The 24113-nt window shown below is 69.6% G+C and carries 22 protein-coding genes and 3 pseudogenes; 9 read left to right on the plus strand and 16 right to left on the minus strand.

Features of this window, described 5'->3' with window-relative positions:
* Window positions 1–6: 6 nt before the first annotated feature.
* The 5 genes from G4G29_RS17885 to G4G29_RS22875 form a co-directional block, all read right to left on the minus strand.
* Window positions 7–726, minus strand: a complete 720-nt coding sequence (locus G4G29_RS17885) for an ABC transporter ATP-binding protein (RefSeq protein ID WP_183151042.1) — start codon at window positions 724–726, stop codon at window positions 7–9.
* Window positions 719–2536: a branched-chain amino acid ABC transporter ATP-binding protein/permease gene (locus tag G4G29_RS17890; RefSeq protein WP_183151043.1), complete on the minus strand. Its 1818-nt coding sequence runs from the start codon at window positions 2534–2536 to the stop codon at window positions 719–721. Before G4G29_RS17890 ends, G4G29_RS17885 begins: the two co-directional genes overlap by 8 nt.
* A gap of 2 nt (window positions 2537–2538) precedes the next feature.
* Window positions 2539–3396 carry a branched-chain amino acid ABC transporter permease gene (locus G4G29_RS17895; RefSeq protein WP_183151044.1) on the minus strand — a complete coding sequence of 286 codons (858 nt, stop codon included), beginning with the start codon at window positions 3394–3396 and terminating at the stop codon, window positions 2539–2541.
* A gap of 99 nt (window positions 3397–3495) precedes the next feature.
* Complete coding sequence (locus tag G4G29_RS17900) at window positions 3496–4719, minus strand: ABC transporter substrate-binding protein (protein WP_183151045.1); 1224 nt, start codon at window positions 4717–4719, stop codon at window positions 3496–3498.
* Between the two features lie 53 nt (window positions 4720–4772).
* The gene (locus G4G29_RS22875) at window positions 4773–5150 is read right to left on the minus strand and encodes a hypothetical protein (RefSeq protein WP_244632172.1); all 378 of its coding nucleotides are present in this window, start codon (window positions 5148–5150) and stop codon (window positions 4773–4775) included.
* Window positions 5151–5349: 199 nt separating this feature from the next.
* Here G4G29_RS22875 and G4G29_RS20785 point away from each other — a divergent pair, with 199 nt between their 5' ends.
* Window positions 5350–5631: an SDR family oxidoreductase gene (locus G4G29_RS20785; protein ID WP_202045367.1), complete on the plus strand. Its 282-nt coding sequence runs from the start codon at window positions 5350–5352 to the stop codon at window positions 5629–5631.
* A 30-nt stretch (window positions 5632–5661) separates the two neighbouring features.
* Here G4G29_RS20785 and G4G29_RS17910 read toward each other — a convergent pair whose 3' ends face one another.
* A complete protein-coding gene (locus tag G4G29_RS17910; protein WP_183151046.1) occupies window positions 5662–6234 on the minus strand; it encodes a PadR family transcriptional regulator in 573 nt (190 codons plus the stop codon).
* Between the two features lie 99 nt (window positions 6235–6333).
* Here G4G29_RS17910 and G4G29_RS17915 point away from each other — a divergent pair, with 99 nt between their 5' ends.
* The 6 genes and pseudogenes from G4G29_RS17915 to G4G29_RS20790 all read left to right on the plus strand — a co-directional run bounded on the left by G4G29_RS17915 (window position 6334) and on the right by G4G29_RS20790 (window position 13063).
* A complete protein-coding gene (locus G4G29_RS17915) occupies window positions 6334–7242 on the plus strand; it encodes an alpha/beta hydrolase (protein WP_210274199.1) in 909 nt (302 codons plus the stop codon).
* Window positions 7239–8837: an NAD(P)/FAD-dependent oxidoreductase gene (locus G4G29_RS17920; protein ID WP_183151048.1), complete on the plus strand. Its 1599-nt coding sequence runs from the start codon at window positions 7239–7241 to the stop codon at window positions 8835–8837. Before G4G29_RS17915 ends, G4G29_RS17920 begins: the two co-directional genes overlap by 4 nt.
* A gap of 84 nt (window positions 8838–8921) precedes the next feature.
* Window positions 8922–9665, plus strand: a complete 744-nt coding sequence (locus G4G29_RS17925) for an SDR family oxidoreductase (RefSeq protein WP_183151049.1) — start codon at window positions 8922–8924, stop codon at window positions 9663–9665.
* A complete protein-coding gene (locus G4G29_RS17930; RefSeq protein ID WP_183151050.1) occupies window positions 9662–10099 on the plus strand; it encodes a nuclear transport factor 2 family protein in 438 nt (145 codons plus the stop codon). The genes G4G29_RS17925 and G4G29_RS17930 overlap by 4 nt, the downstream gene beginning before the upstream one ends.
* A 120-nt stretch (window positions 10100–10219) precedes the next feature.
* Window positions 10220–12735, plus strand: a pseudogene (locus tag G4G29_RS22880) (MFS transporter).
* 76 nt (window positions 12736–12811) lie between these two features.
* Window positions 12812–13063 (plus strand): hypothetical protein, encoded by a 252-nt coding sequence (locus G4G29_RS20790; RefSeq protein WP_202045694.1) that lies wholly within the window; start codon window positions 12812–12814, stop codon window positions 13061–13063.
* Between the two features lie 162 nt (window positions 13064–13225).
* On the opposite strand, the gene G4G29_RS17950 is transcribed toward G4G29_RS20790, so the two are convergent.
* From G4G29_RS17950 to G4G29_RS17975, 6 genes are all read right to left on the minus strand, one after another.
* Window positions 13226–13942 carry a hypothetical protein gene (locus tag G4G29_RS17950; RefSeq protein ID WP_202045369.1) on the minus strand — a complete coding sequence of 239 codons (717 nt, stop codon included), beginning with the start codon at window positions 13940–13942 and terminating at the stop codon, window positions 13226–13228.
* Window positions 13943–13993: 51 nt separating this feature from the next.
* Complete coding sequence (locus G4G29_RS17955) at window positions 13994–14626, minus strand: hypothetical protein (protein ID WP_183151051.1); 633 nt, start codon at window positions 14624–14626, stop codon at window positions 13994–13996.
* A 102-nt stretch (window positions 14627–14728) separates the two neighbouring features.
* Window positions 14729–15820 (minus strand): cytochrome b/b6 domain-containing protein, encoded by a 1092-nt coding sequence (locus G4G29_RS22885; protein ID WP_183151052.1) that lies wholly within the window; start codon window positions 15818–15820, stop codon window positions 14729–14731.
* Window positions 15821–15824: 4 nt separating this feature from the next.
* Entirely contained in the window at window positions 15825–16466 is a 642-nt protein-coding gene (locus G4G29_RS22890) for a hypothetical protein (RefSeq protein ID WP_183151053.1), read from the minus strand.
* 2 nt (window positions 16467–16468) lie between these two features.
* Window positions 16469–17440 (minus strand): electron transfer flavoprotein subunit alpha/FixB family protein, encoded by a 972-nt coding sequence (locus G4G29_RS17970; protein ID WP_183151054.1) that lies wholly within the window; start codon window positions 17438–17440, stop codon window positions 16469–16471.
* A gap of 1 nt (window position 17441) precedes the next feature.
* Window positions 17442–18218 (minus strand): electron transfer flavoprotein subunit beta/FixA family protein, encoded by a 777-nt coding sequence (locus G4G29_RS17975; protein WP_183151055.1) that lies wholly within the window; start codon window positions 18216–18218, stop codon window positions 17442–17444.
* Window positions 18219–18393: 175 nt separating this feature from the next.
* Between G4G29_RS17975 and G4G29_RS17980 the strand changes: the two genes are divergently transcribed.
* Window positions 18394–18930, plus strand: coding sequence for a MarR family transcriptional regulator (locus tag G4G29_RS17980; protein WP_183151056.1), 537 nt, complete (start codon window positions 18394–18396; stop codon window positions 18928–18930).
* 51 nt (window positions 18931–18981) lie between these two features.
* Window positions 18982–19425, plus strand: a complete 444-nt coding sequence (locus tag G4G29_RS17985; RefSeq protein WP_183151057.1) for a YdeI/OmpD-associated family protein — start codon at window positions 18982–18984, stop codon at window positions 19423–19425.
* Between the two features lie 17 nt (window positions 19426–19442).
* Here G4G29_RS17985 and G4G29_RS17990 read toward each other — a convergent pair.
* The 4 genes and pseudogenes from G4G29_RS17990 to G4G29_RS18005 all read right to left on the minus strand — a co-directional run bounded on the left by G4G29_RS17990 (window position 19443) and on the right by G4G29_RS18005 (window position 23963).
* A pseudogene (locus G4G29_RS17990) lies at window positions 19443–20217 on the minus strand (enoyl-CoA hydratase-related protein).
* A 156-nt stretch (window positions 20218–20373) separates the two neighbouring features.
* Entirely contained in the window at window positions 20374–21261 is an 888-nt protein-coding gene (mmsB, locus tag G4G29_RS17995; protein WP_183151058.1) for a 3-hydroxyisobutyrate dehydrogenase, read from the minus strand.
* Window positions 21258–22438: pseudogene (locus G4G29_RS18000) on the minus strand (acyl-CoA dehydrogenase family protein). The gene mmsB and the pseudogene G4G29_RS18000 overlap by 4 nt, the downstream one beginning before the upstream one ends.
* 25 nt (window positions 22439–22463) lie before the next feature.
* On the minus strand, window positions 22464–23963 hold the full coding sequence (locus tag G4G29_RS18005; RefSeq protein WP_183151059.1) for a CoA-acylating methylmalonate-semialdehyde dehydrogenase: 1500 nt from the start codon (window positions 23961–23963) through the stop codon (window positions 22464–22466).
* Between the last annotated feature and the right edge of the window lie 150 nt (window positions 23964–24113).

Raw genomic sequence — 24113 nt, forward strand, 5'->3', positions numbered from 1 at the left:
CTCCGCCTACGCGACGGCGCCGAAGTACGCCTTCTGCAGATCTTCCAGCGAGACATCGGCCGCGGCGCCGGCCAGGGTCGTGCGTCCCATCTCGATCACCGTGACCTCGTCGGCGATGGCGACGGATTCCTGCACCGCCTGCTCCACCAGGAGGATGCCGATGCCGGTGGCCCTGAGCTCATGCACCCGCTCCATGACCTCCTTCACGATGACCGGGGCCAGGCCCTGACTCGGCTCGTCGAGGATGAGCAGCTTCGGCTTCGCCATGAGCGCCTGGCCGATCGCGAGCATCTGCTGCTGCCCGCCCGACATGCTCGCGGCAGGCAGGGCACGCTTGCTCCCGAGGATCGGGAACAGCTGGTAGATCTCATCTGCGGCCGACACGAGTGCGCGCTTGCCCATCCCGCGGGAGAATCCGCCGAGGATGAGGTTCTGTTCGATCGTGAGCTCGCGGAAGACCTTCTTGCCCTCCTGCACGTACGAGATGCCGCGCGCGACGCGCTTGTGCGGAGCATCGGCCAACGGTTCCCCGAGGTACGAGACCGTGCCGCCGGACACCTTGTTCAGTCCCGTGATCGCCCGCAGCGTGGTCGTCTTCCCGGCACCGTTGCGACCGAGCAGCACCGTGATCTCGCCGGTGCGCACCGTCAGCGAGACGTCGCGCACCACCGTCAGGTCGCCGTAGCCGGTCTGCAGGCCCGACACCTCCAGCAGCACATCACTCATGGTCGCCGCCTCCTGCCGCGTTGGTCTCCGCCGTGACACCGAGGTACTCCTCCATGACGCGCGGGTTGCTCTCGATCTGCTCCGGTGTGCCGTGCGCCATGACCGCGCCCTGTGCGAGCACGTAGATGTCATCGGCGACGCGCAGCACCAGCTGGAAGTTGTGCTCCACCAGGATGACCGTCATCCCGGCGTCGCGCAGGCGCATCACCAGGCCCTCGAGGACCTCGAGCTCGTCCTCGTCCAGTCCGGAGGCGACCTCGTCGAGGAGCACGACCTTGGGCGAGGCGGCGAGGCTCCTGGCCACTTCGAGCAGACGCCGGTTGCCCAGGGGCAAGGAATCCGCCGGCTCGTCGCGCTGCGCGCTGAGACCGACGAGGGCCAGCGCCCGCTCCGCCGCGGCGCGGTTCTCGGCGCGGGTGCGCCAGAACGTCGGAAGACGCAGCACCGAGGCGAAGATGGTCGGCCGCTCGGTCGCGTACCTGCCCGCTTCCACCGCCTCGAACACCGTCAGCTTCTCGGGGATGTTCGGCGTCTGGAAAGTGCGCGACACTCCCGCCCTGGCGACCCGGTACGACGACAGTCCCTGGATGGACGTGCCATCGAGCTCGATGGTTCCGGCATCGGTCTTGTAGAAGCCGGAGATCATGTTCAGCAGGGTCGTCTTGCCCGAGCCGTTCGGACCGATGATGGCCGTGACGGCACCAGGTGCCGCGTCGATCGACACCTTCGACAGCGCCTGGTTGCCGCCGAACGCCTTGGAGACCCCTTCGGTGCGCAGCAGCGCTCCGTCGAGCTTCTCGACCTCGGCGGGGGCCGCCTCGATCGGCTTCATCCCGACCTTGGCCTTCGCCGCATTGTCGGCCTTGCGCAGGAGACTCCGCAGGAGCCCGGCCAGTCCGCCGGTGAAGGCCACACCGCCGATGAGGAGGAAGGCGCCCGAGATGATGAGACCGAACTTGCTGAAGTTGGTCGACTGGTTCATGCCGAACTGCAGCACGGCCGCGCCGATCAGAGCTCCGTAGATGCTGGCCGACCCGCCGAAGATCGAGGCCGCGAGCACCGTCATCGCGAAGGAGAACGCGAAGGCCTCCGGCGAGATGAACAGATCGAGGTTGGCGAACAGCACGCCGGCGATGCCCGCGGGGACCGCACCGATCGCGTAGGCGGTGAGCTTGGCCCGGAACACCGAGATGCCCATCGACGACGCCAGCACGGGGCTCTGCTTGAGCACGCGGAGTGCGGTGCCGTGGCCGGAGAGCACGAGGTTGCGGATCAGCGCGAACGCCACGATCGTGACGCCGACGATGATCACGTAGTAGGTGCGCCCGTCGATCATCTGCCCGAACGAGGTGGCGGGCATGATGCCCGCCAGGCCGTTGCGCCCGCCGGTCTCCTCCTTGAAGATCGACAGCACGTCGGGGACGATCAGGATCAGGAAGAACGACGTCATCGCGAGCGACCAGCTGCCGAGGCGAAGACCGGGGATGCCCGAGATGAGTCCGATCACCAGGGCGGCCGCCGCGCCGATGAGCAGCTGCAGCCAGATGTCGGTGACACCCGCCTTGTTCGCGAGGCCGGCGGCGTATGCGCCTGCCGCGTACATGGCGACCTGCCCCATCGCGAGTTCACCGGCGTAGCCGAGGGAGAGGTTCAGGCCCAGCACGATCAGCGCCAGGATGAGCGTGAGCTCGATCTGCCGTGTCGCGGCGTAGCCGAGACCCAGGAAGGGGAGCGCGAGCAGCACGACGCCGACCGCGAGGGGCCAGATCCAGCCGGGGACGGCACGCAGTTTCAGCCAGAGAGCAGCCATGGTCACACCGTCCGTTCCACGCGACGGGTGAAGAGTCCCGTCGGTTTGACCATCAGGATCACGATGAGGATGAAGAAGACCGTCAGGCCCGCGTAGTCCGCGCCGATGTAGCGCGTGGCGAGAGCCTCGGCGAGACCCACGATCAACCCGCCGACGAGCACGCCGCCGAGCGACCCGAAGCCGCCGATCGCGAGGACCACGAAGCCCTTGAGCGCCAGGGACGCACCCAGGGTCGCCACCGCGTAGGTCTTGGGACCGACGAACACCCCGAGGAACCCGGCGAGGATACCGGTGAAGATGAAGGCCATCAGGGCGAAGCGGCGCACATTGACACCGCGCAGCTGAGCGGCTTCCCGGTTCTCGCTCATGCCGAGCAGGGCGATGCCGGTCATGCTCCGTTTGGCGTACTGCGTGAGCACGACGACCAAGACGATGACCAGGACGATCAGCGCGAGCTCGACGGGGTAGACGCGCCCTCCGAGGAACTCCAGCACCTGGTCGCCCATGAAGAAGGGCACCCGCTTGGGCTCGCCGCCCCAGATCACCTGGGCGACACCCTCCATGATGATCGAGGCGCCGAGGGTGGTGACCAGCAGGTTGTGGGGGTCCTTGACGGGGCGGATCGCGACGCGCTCCTCGAGGGCGGCGATGGCCCCGACGATGACGGCGGCGGCGATGGCGACGAGCCACCACGGCAGACCCCAGACGACGATGCCGACGTACGCGATGAAGGCGCCCAGCATCATGAGCGCCGCCTGGGCGAAGTTGAAGGTCTTCTGCGAGAGGAAGACGATGTTGTAGCCGATCGCCACCAGTGCGTAGATCGCACCGAGAGCCAGGCCGGACCAGATGATGGTCATTGCGGTCGGGTTCCTTCCATCACTTTGGCTTGGTGTGCCGACGGCTCGGATCCGAATCGAGATCCGAGCCGTCGGCGGTGTTCACGGCGCCGGCCGGCGTCAGGGCTGGAACTGGCCGTTGACGAGCTCACCCGGCGGGATGAACGCGAACTGGTCGGGGCTCACGTGCGGGCTGTGCGCCTTGTCGTCGAACGCGTAGTTCGCGAGGATGGCCGTCTCGGCCGCTTTCTGCACCTCGGGGTCGATCAGTGCTGCCACCAGGGCGTCCGGGTCGTCGACTCCGCCGGCCTTCTCCGCCGCAGCCTTGAACAGCAGGGCCGAGTCGTAGTTGTAGGCGAGGATCAGCGACGACTTGATGTCGCCGGCGGCGAGCATGCGCTCGACCGCGTCGTTGACCTTGGTGTCGTCGGGGTCGTACTGGGTGCTGGAGTACACCTGCATCGTGAGGTTCTTCACCTGATCGGTGCCGAGCACCCCGTCGGGGGCGGGCGTGGCGATCAGTCCGGTCGCGGCGACCGAGGAGTTGCCCATCACGGGGACGTCCCAGCCGAGCTTCTCGAGGCTCTGCAGGACGTAGCCGAGCGGGGCGCCGTAGGCGTCGAGCACGAGCACGTCGGGGTCGCCCTGCTGGAGGGCGGACAGCTGCGCGGTCATGTCGAGCGCCGCGTTGTCGAAGCCCTCGTTCCCCGTCACGGTGAAGCCCGCGTCGGCGAACGTGGTCTCACCGAGCGAGCCGAACAGCTCGCCGTAGGCGCTGGATCCGTGCAGGATGGCGACGTCCTCGTAGCCGCGGTCCTCCATCTCGGCGACGAACGATCCGAGGTAGTCGGGGACGGAGGCGCTGAGGTCGAAGCTGTAGGGGTTGACCTTCGGGTCGCCCGAGCCGGTGGTGGGGCCGATGTTGAACGAGACGATCTTGTTCTGCGTGAGGATCGGCAGCATCGCTTCGGTGATCGTCGAGGGTCCGGAGTTCATCACGAGATCGGGCTTGCCCTCGGTGGCGATGTATTCGCGGAGCTTGGTGACGGCGACCGTCGGGTCGGCGTTGTCTTCGAGGTGGGTGATCTCGACCTCGCGGTCGAGGATCCCGCCCATGTCGTTCACGGCGTCGACGGAGGCGAGCGCTGCCGTGACGGCGGTCGTCGCGTTGTCCGCGAGGATCCCCTCGGCACCCATGCCACCGAGGACCACGAGCTTGATCGGGTCGCCGCCTTCGCCGTCGCCCCCGTCGCCGGTTCCCTCCGCATCGCCGGCGCAACCGGCGAGCACCACCGTCGAGACCACGATCCCTGCGGCGACTGCCGCGAGTCTGTTGAACCGCATATCCGAACCTCTCTCATCGTTGAGTTAGAGCGACCAAACGCTTGCTTAGTAAATCACAGACCCGGGCCACCGGCAACGCCCAACCGGTCAATTGCTTGGTTACGATCTGGACACCTGTTAGATTCCGGCTCATGGACAGTGCACAGACTCCCGAGAACCGCCGCCTCCGCGACCTGCCCGGCATCGCCGTGGTGACCGGAGGGACCGGCGGGATCGGCTCCGCGATCGCCAGGACCCTCGCGGCGGAGGGGGTCCGGGTCGCGATCACGCACCGCTCCGACCCCGCGCCCGAACTGCTCGCCGCACTCGGCGAGCAGGGTGAGGCGCATCGGCTCGACGTCCGCGACGACGCGGGTGCCGCCGCCCTCGCCGACGACCTCGTCACCCGCCACGGCGCCGTGCACACGGTCGTGCATGCGGCCGGTCCGCACGTGCCGATGGTGCACCTGTCGAAGGTGTCCGTCGAGCAGTTCGCCCGACAGGTCGACGACGACCTCGTCGGCTTCTTCGCCATCGCCAGGGCCTTCCTCCCCGCTCTTCGTGACGCGGCAGGCTCCCTCACCGTGGTCACGAGCGCGGGCACCCGGCGATACCCAGTGCGCGACGGCCTCTCGGTCGCCCCGAAGGGCGGTGTCGAGGCCCCTCGCCCGCGGCCTCGCCGCCGAAGAGGGCCGCTTCGGCGTGCGTGTGAACGCCGTGGGTCCGGGGATGCTGTGGGACGGGATGTCGGCGCGGCTGATGGCGTCCGGCGATCTGGACGAGCGTGCGCTCGAGGTCGCCACCGCCAACATCCCGCTCCGCCGGTTCGGGACCGCGGGCGACATCGCGGCCGCCGTCGCGTTCCTCGCCTCGCCCGCCGCAGGGTTCATCACCGGGCAGAAGCTCGACGTCGACGGCGGGTTCGGGCTCTGATGCCCCCGGTGGACACCCGCGCCGGAACGCTCATCTCATGCCCTTCAGCCGCTCGATGAGCCAGTCGATGCGGGCCGCCTCGTCGCGGTAGAACCGCTCCGCCCACTCGAGGGCGACACCGGAGAACCTCCAGTCCTCCTCACGACGCGCTCCGACCGCATGCGCACCGGACTCCTCCGCGGTGCGCAACGCCTCGTCTCGGTACGCGGCCAGACTCTCCCGCAGCCGGTCGAGGTCGCCGTTGTGCGCCGCCCACAATCGCAGGATCTGCGAGTGCTTGAGCACCACGGGCTCCGCAGCGACCTCGTCGGACCACTGCCGCATGCTCCGACGCCCGAGCTCGGTGATGCCGTACAGCCGACGGCTCTTCGCCGCGTGCGTCTGCTCGACTCGCGAGACCGCCATCCCCAGCTGCTCGAGCCGTCGCAGCTCGGTGTAGATCTGGCTCTGCGACGGCGCCCAGTAGAAGTACGCGAGGCTCTGATCCGCCCATTGCTTGACGTCGTAGCCCGACAGCTCGGTGCCGAACGACAGGATGCCGAGCACGGCCCAGCTCGTCGCCGGCAGTTCTGGCGGTTGGTCGGTGTGTTCGCGGTCGCTCACTTGACCTCCTCGTCGATGAGTGAGATATTCCTGATCGTACTATGACTAACAGTCATACCGCTGCTGATCGAAGGAGATCATGTGGACGAGACGACGCGCATGCTGGACCTGCTGAATGCGACGTTCCCCGCGCTGGCGACGATGGACCCGCTCGCCGGACGCGCAGCCGCCGACGAGCGGATCCGCCCCGCGAGCAACCTCGACGACGTCGCTTCGGCGGAAGACGTCGTGGTCGATGCCGGCACCCACCGCATCCCGATCCGGGTGTACCGCCCGCACGAGTCACGACCGGACGCACCCACGACCGTGTACGCCCACGGCGGCGGCTTCCTGCACGGGTCGATCGCCGGACACGACGGTTTCTGCCGGCGTTGGTCGCGCGCCACGGCGAGCGTGGTGGTCTCGGTCGACTATCGGCTCGCCCCGGAATCGGGGCCCGGCGCCGCCCGCGACGACGTCCTCGCCGCCGTCGACTGGACCGTCACCGCAGGCCTCGCCGATCATGGGGTCGTCCTCGCCGGAGACAGCTCGGGCGGGAACGTCGCGGCGGGCGCGGCGGTCGGCCTCCGCGACCGCGTTGCGAGCCCGGTGGTGGGACAGGTGCTGCTGTATCCCTTCCTCGACCCGACGATGTCGGCGCCGAGCCACCGCACGAGAGCGAGCGGGTACTTCGTGACATCCGAGCTCCTCGCGCACTACTGGCGCACCTTCCTCGGCGACCGCCCCGACCGCTTCGACGCCGACGTCACCCCGCTCGCCGTCGACGACCTGGGCGGTCTCCCTCCGGCGATCGTGGTCACAGCAGGCCTTGATCCCCTCTGCGACGAGGACGCCGCCTTCGCCCGTCGACTGCGCGAGGCCGGAGTCCCGGTCATCCTTCGTCACCACCCCGATCAGTTCCATGGCTTCCTGACCATCCCCGGCTACGGACCGGGCGTCAGCGCCGCCGACATCCTCTGGAGCGACCTGCGCTCCCTGACCACCCTCGACGCGAAGGACCGCACATGATCCCCGAACACGACGTCATCATCGTCGGCGCCGGCTTCGCCGGCCTGTACTCCACCATCCACGCCGCGGCGGCGGGCCTCGACATCCTCGGCATCGAGGCGGGCGACGACGTGGGCGGCACCTGGTATTGGAACCGCTACCCCGGTGCACGCTGCGACGTCGAGAGCATCGACTACTCGTTCTCGTTCGACGACGACCTGCAGCGTGAGTGGCGGTGGAGCGAGCGCTATGCGACGCAGCCCGAGATCCTGCGCTATCTGAACCACGTCGCCGACCGTTTCGACGTCCGCCGGCACTACCGGTTCGGGGAGCGCCTGTCGGCGGCGTCCTGGAACGAGCCGGAGCAACGATGGGACGTGCGCACCGAATCCGGGTTCGAGGCGTCGGCACGCTGGCTGGTCATGGCCACCGGAGGACTGTCGAAGCCGCAGCTGCCCGACCTCGCCGGCCGCGACACGTTCACGGGCACCGTGCTCCAGACGTCGGCATGGCCCGAGGACCCCGTCGACCTGAGCGGCAGGCGTGTCGCCGTGATCGGCACCGGGTCCTCCGGCGTGCAGACCATCCCGCTGATCGCCCGCGAGGCCGCGGAGCTCACGGTGTACCAGCGCAGCGCCAACTACAGCGTCCCGGCGTTCAACCGGATGCTGGACGACGAGGAATGGCAGCGCCAGCAGAAGGAGCTCCCGCGGCGACGCGAACTGTCCTGGAGCGGGGCAGCCGGCTCCCCCTGGACGAGCCACCCCACACCCTTCGCGGAGGCCGACGAGCAGGAGCGTGCCGAGGTGTTCGAGGAGAGCTGGACGCGCGGCGGCGTGCTCTTCGCCAAGGCCTTCCAGGGGTTGACCGTCGATCCGGTGATCAACGATGCGGCCCGCGTCTTCTTCGAGCAGAAGCTCGCGGAGCGGGTACCCGATCCGCAGACGCGAGCCACGCTGACCCCGCAGGACCATCCCGTCGGCACGAAGCGCATCTGCACCGACACGGGGTACTACGAGACGTTCAACGAACCGCACGTCGAGCTGGTCGACCTGCGACGAGAACCCCTCGCAGAGGTCACTCCCTCCGGGATCCGCACCGCCGAACGCCACCGCGAACACGACGTGATCGTTTACGCCACGGGGTTCGACGCCATGACCGGAGCACTCACCGCGATCGACATCCGCGGTCGCGACGGACTCTCGCTGCGCGCGGAGTGGGCGGGCTTCCCCTCGACCTATCTCGGCGTCGCCCTGCCCGGCTTCCCGAACCTGCTCGTGCTCAACGGGCCCGGCAGCCCCAGCGTGCTGTCGAACATGGCGCTCACCTCGGAGCAGCAGGGCGACTACGCGCTGCGGATCATCGCGCACTGCCGCGCCAACGGATACACGTCGATCGAGGCGCGCGCCGATGCGGCGGCGGCCTGGACGGCGCATTCGCTCGAGCTCGCCGACCGCACCCTGTTCGGCGCAGCGCCGTCGTGGTACACGGGCGCGAACATCGCGGGGAAGGCCAGGGGTTTCCTGCCCTACATCGGCGGCTTCAAGAACTACATCGACCACTGCGAAGAGATCGCGGCGGCGGACTACCGGGGGTTCGTGCTGTCGTCCCGATGACGCGGCGTGGCGAGGCGGGGCTGGTCTTCGCCGCGCAGCACCACTAGAGTCAAACAAGCAAATGCTTGGGCAAAGGAGCGCGGGATGGGTGCAGTCGACTTCGGATTCGCAGCAGGAGACACGGTGCTCATCACCGGCGCGGGCAGCGGCATCGGACGGGCGACGGCCCGACATGCCGCGGAGCTCGGTCTCGCGGTCAGCCTGTGGGACCTGAACCCCGCAGGGCTCGCGGAGACCGCGGACGAGGTGCGAACGACAGCCGCCGCCGTGCACACCTGGGCAGCCGACGTCTCCGATGACGCCGCGGTCGACGCCGGCTTCACGGACGCCGTGCGCACGCTCGGACCGATCCGCTACCTGCACAACAACGCCGGGCCCGCCTCGAGCTCCGACATCCCCTTCGACCGGGCGCTGGAGATCTGCGTCGGGAGCGTGCGCCGCATGACCGACACGTGGGCGGCCACCGGTCCGGGCGAGGGTGCGGCGATGGTCGCGACGACGTCGGTCGCGGGCAACCTCGTCGGCACGGACAACGCGTGGTACTCGGCATCCAAGGCCGCGATCATGGGGTACATCCGCCACCTCGCCGCCCATCGCGCCACGGAGTTCCGCTCCAACGGCGTCGCACCCGGCATGACCGACACCCCGCGCCTTGCGGGCTTCGCCGGCAGCGAGACAGGGCAGCGGGTACTCACCCGCATCCCACTGAAGCGCATGGCCACACCCGACGACATCGCCTGGGCGACGCTCTTCCTGCTCTCCCCGCTCGCCGGTTACATCAACGGCGTCTTCCTGCCGGTCGACGGCGGATGGACGGTGACGCAATGACCGAGGTCGACCTGCGGACCATCGGCGACCGCCAGGACATCGCGATCCTCCTCGCCCGCATCGCGCAGCTCGCCGACGCGGGAGACCCCGAGGAGTACATCGACTGCTTCACGGCGGATGCCGTCTGGGACCTCACCGATGCCACGGACCTCCCCATGGACGTGCAGAGCATCACAGGACGCGAGGCGCTCCTGGCCGGCGTGCACGACCGCAGGGCCGCGGGCATCCAGGGGCCGGGCAGTCACACCCGCCACGACGTGTCCAGCATCACGGTCGAGGTGCACGGCGACCGCGCGAGCGCCCGCTCCTACTTCCGCTACTACCGCAGCACAGACGGCATCCCGTCGCTCGCGGCGATGGGCGTCTATGCCGACACGTTCGTGCGCGGAGAGGCGGGGTGGCGGCTGCACCGTCGCACGATCACGCGGGGTTGAGCGGTCCCCTCCTCATCGCCTCTTCCTCCTCGGAGGTCTCGCCAGCTAGACGCGGGGACATCGCTCCCCGAGGGAACGGTGACAGTGAAGTCGGAACGAGAACGCCAGGAGCGCGTGGTGGTGGGACTCCTCGCCGCCTGCGGCATGCTGACGTCGCTGCAGTTCACCCTGATCGTCCCCCTCCTCCCCCTCATCCCCGCCCTGCTCGACACCACCGCCGCCGACGCCTCATGGCTCATCACCGTCACGCTCCTCGCCGGGGTGGTCGGCACCCCGGTCGTCACACGCCTCGCCGACATGCACGGTCGACGCCGCATGCTGCTGCTGTCGATGGGGCTGCTCGTGGCCGGCTCGGTCATCGCCGCCGTGATCCCCGGTTTCACCGCAGTGCTCGTCGGCCGCGCTCTGCAGGGTTTCGGCACCGCGGTCGTCCCGATCGGCATCGGCCTCCTGAGCGCACTCGTCTCGCGCCGCCGCGCCGTCCTCGGCATCGCGCTCATGAGCGGCACTCTCGGCATGGGGTCGGCGCTCGGACTCGTGCTCGCAGGCCCCTTGCTCGACGGAGGAGGGCTGCCGACCGTGTTCTGGTGCTCGGCGATCGTCGGCGCGGTGTTCTGCGCCCTGATCCGCTGGCGCATCCCGGAGGCTCCGGCGGGCGACTCCCGCGGGTTCGACGTCGTGGGAGCCGTGCTCCTCACCGTCGGCCTCACCTCGCTGCTGCTGGCGATCTCCCGCGGACAGTACTGGGGCTGGACCACTGCGCTCACCCTCGGATTCGCCGCTCTCGCCGTCGCGACCCTGGCGCTCTGGACGCTGTGGGAGCGACGACATCCCGCCCCGCTCATCGACGTGCGGACGGCCATGCGTGCCCCGATCCTGCCGATCAACGTCGCGTCGTTCTTCGCGACGTTCGGCATGTACGCGAATCACCTGCTGACGACCCAGGAAGCTCTCGCACCGCGATCCACCGGGTACGGCCTCGACGTCGCCACCGCGGCGGCCGGCATGTTCCTGCTGCCTTCGGCGCTGACCATGATCGTCCTCGCACCGCTCTCCGCGCGGGTGATCACCCGATTCGGCGGGCAGCGGGCCCTCCTTCTCGGGTCGGTGATGATGGCGCTCGCTTTCGTGTTCCGGGTGCTGTTCCACGGCGGTGCCGTGCCCGTGTTGATCGGCTCCGCTCTGGTCGGCGCCGGTGTCGCGTTCGCCTTCGCCGCGATGCCCTCTCATCACGGCCGCCGTCCCCGCCGACGAGGTCGCCACCGCGAACGGCGTGAACTCCGTCATCCGCACCCTCTCCGGAGCCGTCGCAGCCGCCCTGTTCGGGTTCGTGATCGCGGCGCTGCCCTCCGAGGCCGATCCCGCGTTCCTCTCAGAGCAGGCCCTCCAGATCTCGCTCGGTTTCGCGGCGGCCTGCGGTGTCATCACCGCGCTGCTCGCGACATTCCTCCGCCGCCCGCACCCCCAGGAGCCCGCATGACCCTCTTCTCGCCGCTGCACCTGCGCGACGTGACACTGCCGAATCGCATCGGGATCTCCCCCATGTGCATGTACGCCTCACAGGACGGGCAGGTCTCCGACTTCCATGTCGCACACCTCGGCCGGTTCGCCCTGGGCGGGGCGGGACTGGTGATCGCCGAAGCGACGGCCGTGCACCCCCAGGCCGCATCTCCCCCTTCGACACGGGGCTCTGGAGCGACGAGCAGGTACCGGGATGGCGACGCGTCGCCGCCCTCGTCGCCGCGTCGGGATCGGTTCCGGGCGTGCAGCTCGGCCATGCCGGAAGGCGCGCGGCCGTGCGGGAGCCCTGGCGCGCAGGAGCCCCGCTCGACGAGACGGATGCCGCCGCGGGTTTCGCACCATGGCCCCTCGTGGCTCCCAGCGCCCTGTCGGCGGGGCCGGGTCACGCGATGCCCGCGGAACTCACAGCGCAGCAGATCGCCCGATCGGTGCAGGACTGGCACGACGCGGCCGCGCGTGCGGTCTCTGCGGGCTTCCGCTTCATCGAGCTGCACGGCGCGCACGGATACCTGCTGCACTCGTTCCTCTCCCCGGTGTCGAACCACCGCACCGACCGTTACGGCGGCAGCGCCGAGAACCGCCTGCGGTATCCGCTCGAGGTCGTGACAGCCGTCCGCGATGCTCTCGGCGTCGGGATCCCCCTGTCGTTCCGGGTCTCCGCCGTCGACGGCGCCGAGGGCGGCTCCGGCATCGAGGAGACCGTCCACGTCGCCCGCCGTCTCGCCGCGGCCGGGGTCGACCTGATCGACACCTCATCCGGAGGCATCACCACCGACCGTTCCACCGACACCCGCATCCGCCGGGGCTTCGCGTTCCATGCCGACTTCTCCCGTCGGATCCGCGAGGAGGCCGGAGTCCCGACCGCGACCGTCGGCCTCGTCGTCGATGCAGAGCAGGCCGAACGGCTCCTCAACCACGGCGACGCCGACATGGTGCTGCTCGGGCGTCAGGCGCTCGACGACCCGAACTGGCCGCACCACGCACGCATCGCCCTGGGTGACGACAGCCACGACTCCTGGGATGTGCGCTACGGCAGCGCGCTCGGCCCCCGCGCCCGCACGCTCGCCCGCCTCACCGCAGCCGGCGAGACTCCCCTCACCCGCTTCGCCCCCTGACCCCCCGCACCTCCGCGTCAGGGAGCGAGCAACTCCGCGCAGCGGCATCCCCTTCGAGCAGACGGTTCCGACGACGGTGCACACGCCACCCCTCACCCGTGCGACGAAGCTCCCACCTGTTCGCGCTGACCCGCTCGCCGACCCACCGCTCCCCTCGCGCAGCATCACGACCGAGTGCGTCACCGCCACCGCGCGGTCGCCGTCGATGTCGATGCGCGGCGCCGACACGATGTGCGCGCAGCCTCGACGCATGTACTCCCGGTGGGTGGGGATCGTCACGAGCGAGCGGATACCCTCGGCATCGAGCACCGTCTCGTCGAACTGGTAGGTGCCGTCCGACGCCCAGAGCGCCGCCACCGCATCGGCGTCTCCGGCATCGGCAGCCGGGCCGTACCGCGCGATGAGGTCCGCGATCTCCGCACGATCCTCGAGTGCGCGCAGCCGCCGCTCCAGGGCCTCGCTCACCAGTCCTGCCAGGGGATGATCGTCTTCACCGGCGTCGCCAGCATCCGCTCCCCGTCGCCGGGAACCGGTCCTCCACCGCTCGGAGTGCCGGCGTGACCACCGCGGGATCGTCTTCGAGGTAGACGAGGCGGATCCTGATGCTCCCCGGCGCATCGGACGGCGTCTCGTCGAACGGCAGCGAGGAGTGGCGCTGCGGATGACTGTAGGAGAAGGTCCACGCCCCCGCCACGCCATCGACCTCGAGAAGTGCCGGGATGATCTCGCGGTCCTCGCGCTGGTGAGCGGCATGCGTCTCGGAGCTGTGCGGGTCGGCGAACCGGGTCGCGGTGAGGTGCACTCCGCGATTCGGCCGGTACGGCAGCACCTGTGCGTCGACCAGGGCGCGCGGCGCCGCGTACCCCTTCACGGGCCGGAAGAACGCCAGCAGCGGACGGTGGATGCCGGGGATCAGCGGACCACGTCCCCACTGGAAAGAGGCTTCGCCGAGCGCATCCCACGCGGCGACGGACTCCTCCACCGGATCACGGAACCAGTACATGGCGACGAAGTCGACCTCTCCCGCGAGGGAGCCGCTGCCGAGGTCCGCATACTCCGGTCGCACGTCCCACCGGTCACCCCAGGCGACACCGGGGAGGGCGAGGTTCTCCGGCCGATGGTCGAGCTGGTGCCAGCGGTTGTACTCGCCATGCAGGGAGCGGTAGTCGAGGCGGACGAAGGAGAAGAAGGCGAGAGGCGCGAACACACCGCCAGTCAAGCGCTTGCTTGGTCACGTGTCAACACCGACGGCCGGCGTCTACGAGTCCCCCGACGGGGATGCAGCAGCGGGATCCACCGACGACGGCAGACTGAGCGACAGCACCAGACTCACGAAGCCGAGGCCGAAAGTCGCCACGAGAGCCCCGAGCACCCCCAATGCCACGAAGAGATCGGCCGTGTGGATCAACGCGGTGGGCGCCGCAGTTCCGACGACCTGAGGGATGAACCACACCGCGACCTGGATTCCCAGCACCCACAGCGGCACGCGGTTCCACGGGGCCGGGACGACACGAGCGCGAGCGATGTGGGCCGAGACGACCAGCCCGGCTGCCAGCGCGACCAGGGGTGACACATAGTCCCAGGCAACCTCAGCGCGCGCCTCCGCCGGCGTGTCCGGACCGCCGAAGAGGCCCACCAGCGTGTCGACCGTCGGCCACACCGCCAGGACGGCCGACGCCACCAACGCCGACCGCCGACGTCCCACGATGCTCTCCCGACGACGGAGACCGAACGTCAGCGCGAGGACCGCCACTCCCCACAGCACCGCACCCAGAACCGCCAGCGCGGCCGCCGCTGCGGACGAGGCGATCGAGATCCGGACGACCTCGACGGCACCGCTCATCGTGAATCCGACACCACCGATGAGCCCCGAGACACTGCGCAGTTCCATGCATTCATTGTGTAACACGTCAGTCTGAACGCGAAAGGCGTGCTTCCCCGGCAGAGCCTTCATCCGGCGGGCGCGGGCAGGAGACACCCGCCCTGCCCGCCATCAGCGACCCGAGACCTTGCCGAACACCTTCGCGATCGGCGCGAGCACCAGCGGTCGCGCCGCGACCCACCCGATCGCGATCACCACGAGCGACACGATGAAGACCCAGAAACCCGTCCAGGTGACCGCGTCCTGCGACGCGAACATGTGGTTCAGGTTCCGCAGGAAACCGGTCAGCATCACGAGCGCGACGTGAGCGATGATGAACGCGACGAAGTACAGCATGATCGGGAAGTGCAGGGCACGCGCCCACTCGACCGGGTACGCCTTCGACAGCCGCTCGGCCTTCTTCGGCCACAGCCCCGACATGCGGAAGCCCGTGATCGCGGCCAACGGCGCGGCGATGAACACGGTCACGAAGTAGGCGAGCTGCTGCAGGCTGTTGTAGTTGTTCCAGCCGTTCTCGTGCGGCCAGTCGAACGAGACGTATTGCAGCGCAGCGGAGAGCGCGTTCGGGAACACCTCCCAGCTCGTGGGCACGATCCGCACCCAGTGCCCCGTGACGAACAGCAGCACCACGAAGATCACGCCGTTCACGAGCCACAGGATGTCGAGCGACTGGTGGAACCAGAGGTTCAGACTGATCTTCCCCTTGGCGTTGCCGCGGGGCGTCCAGAAGACGGTCGGTCGCTTCTCGGTGCGCACCTGGAGCCCCGAGCGGATGATCAGCACCATCAGGAACATGTTGAAGAAGTGCTGCCACCCGATCCAGGGGGCGAATCCCGGCTCGACGGCGATCGCCGGCTCGTACTCGCCGGGGAACGCCCCGAGGAAGTCCTGCATGAACGGGAAGCTCAGGAGCGTGCGCACGAAAGCGATCGCCGCACCCGCGAGCACGCCGAGCGCGGCGGCGCCGAACAGCACGGCGATGGCCTGCGTCCAGGTGGGGCGACGACGGTCGGATGCGGGGGCCGTGGCGATGTGGCGCGGAGCCCGTCCGTTCCACACCGTGCGACTCCACGGCAGGGGAGCGCTGAGGTCGGCGACGGCGGGGACCGCGACGACGGACGTCGCAGCGGCGGCACTCTCGGCCCCGACGCTCTCCGACGCGGTCGGAGCGGCGGGGGCGAGCGCGGCGTCCGTCGCAGACACCGTCTCAGAAGAAGCCGATGTCTGCTCGACGCCCACGGCCGGAGTTGTGCCCGCGGGCGGCCAGGGCTCTCCCCGACGACGCGCGGCAGGCCGCGACGGACGCCCGCGGCGGCCGAGGCGTGCGCAGCCGGTGCGCCTGTCGCCCCGGAGCAGCCGTCGGCGCCGCAGCGGAGGGAGTCGGCGTCTCGGTCGTCCCGCCGGTCGTCGGAGCGGCAGCGGCGGCCGCAGTCACCGGAGCCGCGGTCGCGGCGGCCGGTGCCGTTTCGGAGACGACAGCCGAGCCGTCGGCTCCGGCCACCGCGTCGACCGGCGGCCACGGCTCACCGCCTGGCACACGCGGGAGGCCCCGACGGACATGCGAGTCGGCCCGAGCGGACCGCCCACCCGCAGACGACGCCGCGACAGACTCGGCACCGACTGCGACGGACGCAGCCGCAACGGACGCCGCGGCAGCAACGGGCTCCGCAGCAACAGGTTCAGCCGCGACCGGTTCAGCCGCGACCGGTTCAGCCGCGACGAATCCGCTCGCGCTGCCCGACTCCGCGGTGAGCGGAGAATCCGCGACCTCGACGGACGCATCCGCAGGGGGCCACGGCTCTCCACCGGGCACACGCGGAAGACCGCGTCGCAGCATCCGCGTCGCCATGCCTACTTCTTCCGTGCCTCGAGGGCCGCGATCACCTGCGGCACCACGGCGAACACGTCGCCGACGATGCCGAAGTCCGCGACCTCGAAGATCGGCGCCTCGGGGTCCTTGTTGATCGCGACGATGTTCTTCGAGGTCTGCATGCCCGCGCGATGCTGGATCGCCCCCGAGATGCCCAGGGCGACGTACAGCTGGGGCGAGACCGAGACGCCGGTCTGCCCGACCTGATGCGACTGCGGGATGTACCCGGCGTCGACGGCCGCCCGTGACGCACCGACCGCGGCGCCGAGCGCGTCGGCGAGCTGTTCGACGAGCACGAACTTCTCCTTCGACGCGAGACCGCGGCCGCCCGACACGACGCGGGTCGCACCGCGCAGCTCAGGACGCGAGGAGGCGGCCTCGACGATCTCGACGGGTCCGGCAGTCGCGGCGGCCGCGCCCGATGCCGTGACGGCGAGCGCTTCGACCGAGTGGTTCGCCACCGCCTCGGCACGCGCCTCCACTGCGCCCTGACGCACCGTGATCACCGGGGTGCCGAACGTGGGGGCGGAGTCGACGAGGTAGGCGCCGCCGTAGACCGAGTGGTGGGCGACGACGCCCTCTTCGTCCCGCGAGACCCCGACCGCGTCGACCGACAGCGCGCTCTTCGTCCGCACGGCGAAGCGCCCTGCCACGTCGCGGCCGGAGATCGAATTCGAGATGAGCACGGCGTCGGGGCGCACCTGCGCGGCGGCGGCCTCGAGGGCATCGACGATCGGGACCGTGAGCGATGCGGCGTCACCGTCGGCTGTCAGCACGACCGCCGCACCCGCCGCACCGACCTGGTCAACGGCCGCCGGGCTGCCGCCGACGATCAACGCGACGGGCGAGCCGATGGTCGCGGCTGCGCCGATCAGGGCCGCTGTGCTGCTCGCGGCAGACCCGGAGGGGTCGATGTCCACGAGGACGAGGATCGGGTTCTCGGACGAGGTCATCTCACACCAGCCTGTTCTGCACGAGGAACTCGACGAGCTTGTCTGCGGCGTCGCCTTCGTCCGTGATCTTCACGCCGGCCGCCCTCGGGGGCTTCTCCGACACCGCCGTCATGATGGTCCGCGGAGCGAGGGACGGATCAGCCGACACCTCGAGGTCCGCGAGGGTGAGCACCTCGAGGGGCTTCTTCTTCGCCGCCATGATGCCCTTGAAGTTGGGGAAGCGCGCATCGGGGAGCGCCTCGGTGATCGAGATCACGGCGGGCAGCGGAGCACTGACCTGCTGCCCTCCCGCGTCGGCGGCCCGTGTTCCGGAGACGCCGTCAGCGGTGATCTCGACAGAGCTCAGCGCCGTCGCCTGCGCATATCCGAGGTGCTCGGCGAGCATCGCCGGGATGACACCGCCGGAGCCGTCTGTCGAGAGGTTGCCCGTGATCACGAGGTCGGGCGCACCGCGACGGATCGCCGCGGCGAGCACCTCGGCAGTGAGACCCAGATCCGCGCCGGCGAGGTCCTCGTCGGCGATGTGCACGGCAGAGGCCGCGCCGATCGCGAGTGCCCGGCGGACGGAGGCCGTCGATCCTGCGGGAGCCATCGACACGGCGACGACCTCGGTGCCGTCGTTCTTGTCGGCATAGCTGAGCGCGACTTCGAGGGCCCGTTCGGTGATCTCATCGAGCACGACATCGCCTGCCGCTCGATCGGCGAGGCCGGTCTCGAGATTCAGTTTGCGATCGCCATAGGTGTCCGGCACCTCTTTGACCAGGACGAAGATCTTCATCGAATGCTCCTCACGACACGGCGAGTCTATCCGCATCGCCCTCTATGTAGCCAAAAGCGAACTTATTCACGGCCGGAGAGCCCGAATCCGGGGGACAATGTATACATAATCGACAACCTGACGGCCGCTTGGCCAGGCGACCTGCCGCACCGTCCCGCGCCGGTACCGTAGAGACGTGACCCGACCCCGCCCTCTCCCCGTGGACCCGCTCGCCGAGGCGAAGAGGCAGTGGATCGCGCACGGATGGGCGGATGCCGCCGACGGCATGGCGGTGGTCACCTCGGTCATGCGCGCCCAGCAGTTGCTGCTCGCCCGGGTGGATGCGGCCCTCAAGCCGTTCGCGCTCAGCTTCGCCCGGTTCGAGGTGCTGCGCCTGCTGGCGTTCAGCCGCGCCGGGCGCCTGCCCCTGTCGAGCGTCGTCGCACGTCTCCAGGTGCACCCGACGACGGTGACCAGCACGGCGGAGCGCCTCGTCCGTGACGGCCTGGTGGTGCGCGAGCCGCACCCGCACGACGGCCGCGCAGCCCTCCTCGCCCTCACGGACGCAGGACGCGAGCTGGTCGAGCGCGCCACCAGCGCCCTCAACACCGAGGTGTTCGCCGATCCGGGGATGGACGACGGCGATGCGGCTGAGCTCGTCGCGATCGTGGCACGGCTGCGCAAGGCTGCCGGCGACTTCGCCGATCCGCGTCCGCAGCCCGACGCTCTCTGACCGGTCTCGGTTCCTCCCGCGACGGGTGCCCTCGGGGCGTACGATCTCGGCATGAGCGAACTGCGCCTGCACACCACCCTCACCGGCCGCGGTCCCGCCGCAGCGATCCTGCTCGACGACGAGCAGGTCGCATCCCTCGGGGCAAGGAAGGCGTTCCCCGTCGCGGTCACGATCGGCGGGCGCACCGCACGCCTGCGACTGGCGCGCATGGGCGGCGAGAACATGATCGGGTTCAGCAAGGCGGTGCGCGCCGAACTGGGCGTCGAGATCGACCAGGAGATCGATGCCGTGATCCGCGTCGACGGCGCGGAGCGCACGGTCGACGTTCCCGCCGAGCTCGCGACGGCGCTCGATGCCGACCCGAAGGTGCGTGCCGCGTTCGACGCGCTCAGCTACAGCGTCCGCAAAGAGCACGCGCGCGCGGTCTCCGACGCCAAGCAGGATGCGACCAGGGAGCGGCGCATCGCGAAGATCGTCGACGGCCTCACCGGCTGAACTCGCACGTCACGCGGTCAGCGGTTCTGGAAGTCGGGCGCCCGCTTCTCACGGAAGGCCGACATGCCCTCCTTCTGGTCCGCGGTGTCGAACAGTGCGGCGAAGGCCTGCTTCTCATGCGCGAGGCCGTCGGCCAGGGTCGTCTCCATCGCGGCATCCAGTGCCGCCTTGGCCGCGTACACAGAGGGCAGCGACTTCGAGGCGATCGTGTCGGCGAGGGTGGTCGCCTCGGTGAGGAGATCGGCTGCCGGCACGACGCGTGACACCAGGCCGGAGCGCTCCGCCTCTTCGGCGCCCATGAACCGGCCGGAGAGCACCAGCTCTGCCGCCTTGTAGTAGCCGACAGCGCGGATCAGACGCTGCGTGCCACCCATGCCGGGGATGACGCCGAGGTTGATCTCCGGCTGACCGAACTTGGCCGTGTCGGCAGCCAGGATGATGTCGCACATCATCGCCAGCTCGCAGCCCCCGCCGAGGGCGAAACCGGACACCGCCGCGATGACGGGCGTGCGCACGGCCGCGAACTCGTGCCAGACGCCGAAGTGGTCTGTCGAGCATCTCCGCTGCGGACATGCCCTCCATCTCCTTGATGTCGGCACCGGCCGCGAAGGCCTTCTCGGATCCGGTCAGCACGATCGCGCCGACGCCCTCGTCCGCATCGAACGCGACGGCGGCTGCGGTGACCTCCTCGGCGAGCCGGCTGTTCAACGCGTTCAGCGCCTCTGGTCGGTTCAGGGTGATCCACCCGACCCGTCCGCGCTGCTCGACCAGGATCGTCTCGTACTCGGTCATATCGCCTGCCTTCGTGTCGTGTCGTGTCGTGTCCAGTATCGTCCTTCGCCTCTCGAGCGCCCCCGCCCCCGCCGCGCGCTGAGGGGTCAGGACACGCCGCAGACCGCACGGGGGCGCGGCGTGTTGTGGCCCCTCACGGCCGGGCTCACACGAGGTTCACACGACGCCGTCGCGGATGTCGGTGATGATGCCGGAGAAGTCCCTGGTCGCACCGTCGCCCGCAGCGAAGGCGGCATAGAGCTCCTGCGCGAGACGGCCCATACGCGCATCCGTCGAGGTCTGCTCGATCGCCTGCAGCGCGAGGCCGAGGTCCTTCGCCATCAGCGCCCCCGCGAAGCCGGGCTGGTAGTCGCGGTTGGCAGGGCTCGTCGGCACGGGGCCGGGCACGGGGCAGTTCGTCGTGATCGACCAGCACTGCCCGGACGCCTGCGACACGACGTCGAACAGCGCCTGGTGCTCGAGCCCGAGCCGCTCACCGAGGACGAATGCCTCGGCCACGGCGATCTGCGACACCGCGAGCACCATGTTGTTGCACACCTTGGCCGCCTGTCCGAGCCCCGAGCCTCCGCAATGCACGATGCGCTTTCCCATGACCTCGAGCAGCGGCAGTGCGGCGGCGTAGTCCTCGTCGGAGCCGCCGACCATGAACGCGAGCGTCCCGTTCTCGGCACCGACGACACCGCCGGACACCGGAGCGTCGACGTTGCGGTGCCCGGCGGCGAGCGCGAGCGCGTGCGCCGCCCGAGCCTCGTCGACGGCGATCGTGGACGACTCGATGAAGAGGGTGTTCGGCCGCGCGGCCGCGAGCAGTTCCGTCCGATAGGCCTCGATCACATGCTTCCCCGCGGGGAACATCGTGATGACGACATCCGCGTGCGCCACGGCATCCGCTCCGCTGGCCGCCACCGGGATGCCGGCCGCCTGCGCCGCCTCGACGGCCGCGGGCACGAGGTCGAAGCCGTGCACCTCGTGGCCGGCCGCGACGAGGTTCTCCGCCATCGGCAGCCCCATGTGCCCGAGGCCGAGGAACGCGACGCGCGTCATGATGCGCTCCTCATCGACGCCGACCCCGCCGGGCGCAGCATCTCGCGTCCGACGATGAGTCGCATGATCTCGTTCGTCCCTTCCAGGATCTGGTGCACCCGGAGGTCGCGGACGACCTTCTCGATCCCATAGTCCTGCAGGTATCCGTAGCCGCCGTGCAGTTGCAGCGCCCGGTTGGCGACGTCGAAGCCGGCGTCGGTCGCGAAGCGCTTGGCCATCGCACAGCGCATCGTGGCGTCCGGCGCCTTCTCGTCGACCGCCTGGGCTCCGTCGCGCACCATCAGACGTGCGGCATGCAGGTCGGTGCGCATGTCGGCGATCGCGAACAGGATCGACTGCTTCTCGGCGAGCGGCTCTCCGAACGCCATCCGCTCGTGCACGTACTGCACGGCCCTGTCGAGCGCCCACTGCGCGCCGCCGAGCGAGCAGGCGGCGATGTTGAGGCGTCCGCCGTTGAGAGCCGACATCGCGATCGCGAATCCTCGCCCCTCATCGCCGAGCATGGCGGATGCCGGAACCCTGACGCCGTCGAAGATCACCTGGCGGGTGGGCTGCGCATGCCAGCCCATCTTCTTCTCGGGAGCCCCGAAGCTCAGCGCCTCCGCATCACCGGGGACGAGGAAGGCGCTGATGCCGCGCGCTCCCGGTTCCCCGGTGCGCGCCATCACGACGTACACGGCGGCCTCGCCCGCACCGGAGATGAACTGCTTCACGCCCGTGAGCACGTAGTCGTCGCCGTCGCGGACGGCGCTGGTGGCGACGTTCGCGGCATCCGAGCCGACGCCGGGCTCGGTGAGAGGCAGTAGCCGCCGAACTCCTGCATCGCCGTCAGCTGCGGCAACCACTGCGCGCTGCGCGTCGTCGCCGTAGGAGTCGATCATCCACACGACCATGTTGTGGATGGAGATGTAGGCGGCGACCGCGGGATCGCCCTTGGCGAGCTCCTCGAAGATCGCCACGGTGTCGGTGCGGCTCAGGCCCGTGCCCCCGAACTCCTCGTCGACGTAGATGCCGCCCAGGCCGAGCTCGCCGGCGCGGTTGAGGGCTTCGCGGGGAACAGGTGCTTCTCGTCGCGCTCGGCGGCGTAAGGGGCGAGTTCGGTCTCGGCGAACTCGCGGACGGCGCCGAGGATCGCCTCGCGCTCCTCGGCGGTGGTGGTGACGGTGGTCATGGTCATCGCGATTCCTTGGGAGATTCCGGGCCTAGTGCATGGTGGGGATGACGAAGCTGGCGCCGTCGCGGATGCCGCTGGGCCACCGGCTCGTCACGGTCTTGGTCTTCGTGTAGAAGCGGAAGGCGTCGGCGCCGTGCTGATTGAGGTCGCCGAACCCGCTGCGCTTCCAGCCGCCGAAGGTGTAGTACGCGATCGGCACCGGGATCGGCACGTTCACCCCGACCATGCCGACCTCGACGCGCGCCGCGAAGTCGCGGGCTGCATCGCCGTCGCGCGTGAAGATCGCGACACCGTTGCCGTACTCGTGCTCCGAGGCCATGCGCAGCGCCTCCTCGTAGTCGGCGGCGCGGGCGATCACGAGCACGGGGCCGAAGATCTCCTCGCGATAGATCGCCATGTCGGTCGTCACGTCGTCGAACAGCGTCGGTCCGAGGTAGAAGCCCTCTTCGTGCCCGTCGACCGTGAAGCCGCGGCCATCGGCGAGCAAGGTCGCGCCTTCGTCGATGCCCTGCTGGATGTACCCCTCGACGCGTTCGACCGCGGCGCGCGTGACCAGCGGTCCGTAGTCGACGTCGGCGGCGAGCGAGGGGCCGACCCGCAGCTGCGCGACGCGCTCGACGAGCTTCGCCGCCAGCGCATCCGCGGTCTCCTTGCCGACGGGGACGGCGACCGAGATCGCCATGCACCGCTCTCCCGCCGACCCGTAGCCCGCGCCGATCAGTGCGTCGACGGCCTGATCGAGGTCGGCATCGGGCATCACGATCATGTGGTTCTTCGCGCCGCCGAAGCACTGGGCCCGCTTGCCGTGCGCCGTCGCCGTCGCGTAGATGTATTCGGCGATCGGTGTGGAGCCGACGAATCCGACCGCACGGATCCGGTCATCGGTGAGCAGGGCATCGACGGCCTCCTTGTCGCCGTGAACCACGTTGAGCACGCCGGCAGGAAGCCCGGCCTCGAGGAACAGCTCCGCCAGGCGCACCGGTACGGAGGGGTCGCGCTCGCTCGGCTTGAGCACGACGGCGTTGCCTGCCGCGAGTGCCGGACCTGCCTTCCAGAGCGGGATCATGGCGGGGAAGTTGAACGGGGTGATCGCCGCCACGACGCCGAGGGGCTGCCGCATCGAATACACGTCGATCCCCGCGCCCGCACCCGTGGAGTACTCGCCCTTGAGCAGGTGCGGAGCTCCGGCGGAGAACTCGATGACCTCGAGACCGCGCTGGATGTCGCCCTTCGCATCGTCGACCGTCTTGCCGTGTTCGCTCGCGAGGAGCTCGGCCAGCGACGTCATCTCCTGCTGCACCAGGTCGAGGAAGCGCAGCAGCACGCGGGCACGCTTCTGGGGGTTCGTCGCCGCCCAGGCGACCTGTGCCTCCTCGGCGTTCGCGATCACGCGCCGTACGTCCTCCGCCGAAGCGAGAGGGACGCGCGCCTGCACGGCTCCGGTGCTCGGATCGAACACGTCTGCGAAGCGTCCTTCTTCCGGCGTCAGAAGCGATCCGCCTACGAAATGGGCGATGGTACGAGTCATTGTGTGACACCCCTCCGTGCCGTCGTTGGCACTTTGACGAGTTTACTCGGATGCCCGGAGATTTACTAGGACATCCTTGCATCGGAGCTCTCCGGACGTTCACTGCGGCCCGTGGGTTGTTCGCGACGCGTTCACCGTTCGTCCATCTCG

Origin of the sequence: Microbacterium sp. Se63.02b, assembly GCF_014171575.1 — a bacterium.
In the GTDB taxonomy this organism is placed as follows: Bacteria; Actinomycetota; Actinomycetes; order Actinomycetales; family Microbacteriaceae; genus Microbacterium.